This window comes from Kineococcus glutinatus, from assembly GCF_039542765.1.
Classification (GTDB): domain Bacteria; phylum Actinomycetota; class Actinomycetes; order Actinomycetales; family Kineococcaceae; genus Kineococcus_A; species Kineococcus_A glutinatus.
This window is the reverse complement of the sequence record NZ_BAABIL010000632.1, coordinates 1-3,773: the sequence shown is the minus strand read 5'-3', so window position 1 is coordinate 3,773 and position 3,773 is coordinate 1. Positions and strand designations below refer to the sequence as shown.

Annotated in this window: 4 protein-coding genes; 2 read left to right on the top strand and 2 right to left on the bottom strand. The window is 77.1% G+C overall.

From position 1 onward, the window contains the following. Window positions 1-317 (top strand): EamA family transporter (locus ABEB16_RS19345; protein WP_345713838.1); only part of this gene is annotated, 317 nt, incomplete at its 5' end. 3 nt (window positions 318-320) lie between these two features. Here the strand turns inward: ABEB16_RS19345 and otsB are convergent. Together otsB and ABEB16_RS19335 are read right to left on the bottom strand one after the other, a co-directional pair. Further along, window positions 321-1,124 (bottom strand): trehalose-phosphatase, encoded by an 804-nt coding sequence (gene otsB, locus ABEB16_RS19340; protein ID WP_345713837.1) that lies wholly within the window; start codon window positions 1,122-1,124, stop codon window positions 321-323. Further along, window positions 1,121-2,578: an alpha,alpha-trehalose-phosphate synthase (UDP-forming) gene (locus ABEB16_RS19335; protein WP_345713836.1), complete on the bottom strand. Its 1,458-nt coding sequence runs from the start codon at window positions 2,576-2,578 to the stop codon at window positions 1,121-1,123. The genes otsB and ABEB16_RS19335 overlap by 4 nt, the downstream gene beginning before the upstream one ends. Window positions 2,579-2,708: 130 nt before the next feature. On the opposite strand from ABEB16_RS19335, the gene ABEB16_RS19330 reads away from it, so the two are divergent. Then, the coding region (locus tag ABEB16_RS19330; RefSeq protein WP_345713835.1) for a serine/threonine-protein kinase at window positions 2,709-3,773 on the top strand (1,065 nt) is incomplete at its 3' end.

Sequence of the window (3,773 nt, the reverse complement as noted above, 5' to 3'; positions counted from 1 at the left end):
CGACGACCGGGCAGGTGGTGTCCCTGCTGCTCCTGCTGGCCGTCGTGGCCGTCCGCGGGCCCCGGCGCGTGCCGCGGGCCGAGCGCCCCGCGGCGGCCGCGGCCCTGCTCGTCGGGGTCACCGGCGCCGCGGCCGTGGTGCTGTACTCCCTCGCGGTGCGGCAGGGGCTGCTCGCCGTCGTCGCGGTGCTGACGTCGCTGTACCCGGCCGTGACGGTCCTGCTGGCGGCGCTGCTGCTGCACGAGCGGACCACGCGGACGCAGCGGGTGGGCATGGCGGTGGCCGTCGCGGCCGTCGGGCTCATCGCCCTGCCCTGACCGTCAGCGGGCGGCGGCCGCGTCGCGCAGGTCCGCCAGCGCCGTCAGCAGGGTCGCCATCCCCTGCGGGTCGGCCACCCGGAACCGCGCCGCTGTCTCGCCCGGCCCCACCTTGACCGTCACGTCCGCCTCGCCCAGGGCGGCGAACGCGTCCTCGTCGGTGACGTCGTCGCCCGCGTAGAGCACCGCCCCCACCGCCGGGCCGGCGGCGGCGAGCCGGTCGCGCAGCCGCAGCAGCCCCGCGCCCTTGCCCAGCGGCACGACGGCGATCTCCACGACCTCCTTGCCGCGCAGGCAGTGCACGCCCGGGTCCGAGCCGGGCCCGTCCACCGCCCGCCGCGTCGCCTCCGCGGCCACCGCCCGGTCGGCGCGGCGGGTGTGCAGCACCGCCGACATCGGCTTGTGCTCCACGGCCACGCCCTCGTGGGCGGCGGCGATCTCCTCCAGCTGCGCGGTGACGCGCGCCAGCAGCCGGGCCTCGGCCTCGGTGAGCACCTGCCCACCGTCCTCGCCGTCCAGGGAGCACTGCGTGCCGTGCCCGCCGACGAGGACCGCCGCCGCCGGTGCCCGCGACAGCAGCCGCAGGTCGGCCAGCGCCCGCCCGGACACCAGCGCCACGTCGGACGTCCCGGCCAGCCGCTGCAGCGCCGCGACGGAACCCGGCAGCGGGGCGGCACTCATCGGGTCGTCGACGAGCGGGGCGAGCACCCCGTCGAAGTCGAGCGCGACGAGCACGCGGCCGGAGCCGGCGAACACCTCCAGCGCCTCCAGCAGCGGCTGCGCCAGCTCCCCGGACGCGGTGGTCACCGGGCCACCCCCGCGGCCGGGGAGCCGGTGAGGTCGATCGCGGTGCCCGCCTGGTCCCCGAGCCCGTCCAGCGCCTCCAGGAAGGAGGCCGCCCACCGCTGCACGTCGTGCTCGCGCACCCGCCGGCGCATGGCCCGCATCCGCCGCCCCGCCTCCCGCGCCGGCATGTGCAGGGCGCGGATCACCGCGTCCTTGAGGCCGTCGATGTCGTGCGGGTTCACCATGACGGCCTGGCCGAGCTCGTCGGCGGCGCCGGTGAACTCCGACAGCACCAGCACCCCCTTCTCGTCGTAGCGGGAGGCGACGTACTCCTTGGCGACGAGGTTCATGCCGTCGCGCAGGGATGTCACGAGCATGACGTCGGCGGCCAGGAACAGCGCCGCCATCTCCTCCCGCCCGTAGGAGTGGTGCAGGTAGTGCACCGCGGCCTTGCCGATCTCGGCGTAGGTGCCGTTGATCCGGCCCACCGTCACCTCGACGTCCTGGCGCAGCTGCACGTACTGGTCCACCCGCTCGCGGCTGGGGGTGGCCACCTGCACCAGCACCGCCTCGCCGACCTGCACGCGGCCGTCGGCCAGCAGCTCCTCGAACGACTTCAGCCGGTGCAGGATGCCCTTGGTGTAGTCGAGGCGGTCCACGCCGAGCAGGACGTACTGGGGGTCGCCGAGGTCCCTGCGGATCTCCTGCGCCCGCTCCTGCACCTCCGGGCGCCGGGCCAGCTCGTCCAGGGCGACGGCGTCGATGGAGATCGGGAAGGACGCGGCCCGCACCTGCCGGTCGCCCTCGTCGGGCAGGCGCACGACCCCCCGGCGCGCAGGCAGCGCCATCGCCCGGCGGCAGGCGCGCAGGAAGTTGCTGGCGTCGGCGGGGCGCTGGAAGCCCACCAGGTCCGCCCCGAGCAGGCCGTCGAGGATGGCGCCGCGCCACGGCAGCTGCGCGAAGATCTCGAACGGCGGGAACGGGATGTGGTTGAAGAAGCCGATGCGCAGGTCCGGGCGGCGCCGGCGCAGCATCCGCGGCACCAGCTGCAGCTGGTAGTCCTGCACCCACACCGTCGCGCCCCGCGCGGCCTGCTCGGCGGCGGCCTGCGCGAAGCGCTCGTTGACGCGGACGTAGGCCTCCCACCAGCGGCGGTGGTAGTTCGGCGCCACGATCACGTCGTGGTACAGCGGCCACAGGGTGCCGTTGGAGAAGCCCTCGTAGTAGTCCTCGACCTCCTCGGCGGACAGGCCGATGCCCACGCAGTGCACGCCCTCCGCGTCGAAGGGCTCCGGGGGCTCGCCGGGCGTGCCGGCCCAGCCGATCCACGCGCCGTCCTCGCGCTGCATGACGGGTTCCAGGGCGGTGACGAGGCCGCCGGGGCTGCGCCGCCAGGACGGCGTCCCGTCCGGGCCCTCCACCCTGTCGACGGGGAGCCGGTTGGCCACCACCACCAGGTCGTAGTCGCCGGCCATCAGGTGATCCTCCTCGGGAGCGGTCTGCCGCCGACCCTATCGGGGTGGGGCCGCGGCGCAGCCCGGAGCGCGCGCGGATCAGACCTGCGGAGGACGGGGGGCGGGAGGTCGCTGTCGTACCGTGGTGGGCGTGCACACCCCGGCGCCCCCGCCCACGGCCGAGCCGGCCACGAGCCCGGTGCCCGTCTCGCCGGGCCCGGCCACCCCGTCCCCGCGCGCTGGCCGGGGACCCGCCGCCGGGCCCGTCCCCGGCACCGCGCTGGGCCCGCACCGCCTGCTGCACGTCATCGGCGAGGGCGGCATGGGGATCGTCTACCTCGCCCTGGACGCCGCGCAGCGGGCGGTGGCGCTGAAGGTCCTCAAGCCGCACATCGCGGGCGACCCGCACGCCCGGCAGCGGCTGGACCGGGAGGTGTCCACCCTGGAGCGGGTGCGCTCGCCGTGGGTGGCGGAGGTGCTGGGCGCCGACGTGAGCGGTCAGTGGCCGTACATCGTGACGCGCTACGTGCCGGGTCGGCCGCTGGACGCGGTCGTCGCCGCCGACGGCCCCCTCACCGGCGACCGGCTGCGGGAGCTGGGCCACGGCCTCGCCGAGGCGCTGGCGGCCATCCACGCCGCGGGCGTGGTGCACCGCGACCTCAAGCCGGGCAACGTCCTGCTGCTGGACGGGCAGCCGGTCGTCATCGACTTCGGCATCGCCCACGTCGCCGACGACGTGCGGCTGACCACCACCGGCCTCGTGATGGGCACCCCGGGCTACCTCTCCCCGGAGGTGGTGGGCGGTGGGGCGGTCTCGGCCGCGACGGACTGGTGGGGCTGGGCGGCGACGGTGGCGTTCGGCGCGACGGGCCGCCCGCCGTTCGGCCGCGGGCCCATGGAGGTCGTCCTGGACCGGGTGCGCCGCGGCGAGGCGGACCTGGCGGGCCTGCCGCCGGAGCTGGGCCGGTTGCTGTCGGCGGCGCTGGCCGTCAACCCCTCCCACCGCCCGGCGCCGCAGGAGCTGCTGGCGGCGCTGGAGCGCGCCTGCCGGGAAGCGGGCGACGGCGCCCCGGTCGTGACGGGCCCCCACCCGGTGCTGGACCTGCGCACCCCGCCCGCCGCGCGCGCGGACGCCGCCCCGGTGGACGCCACCCCGGCGCACGGCACCCCGGGGTGGGGGGCCGCGGGGCACGGGGCGCCGGGCGCCGAGGCCACC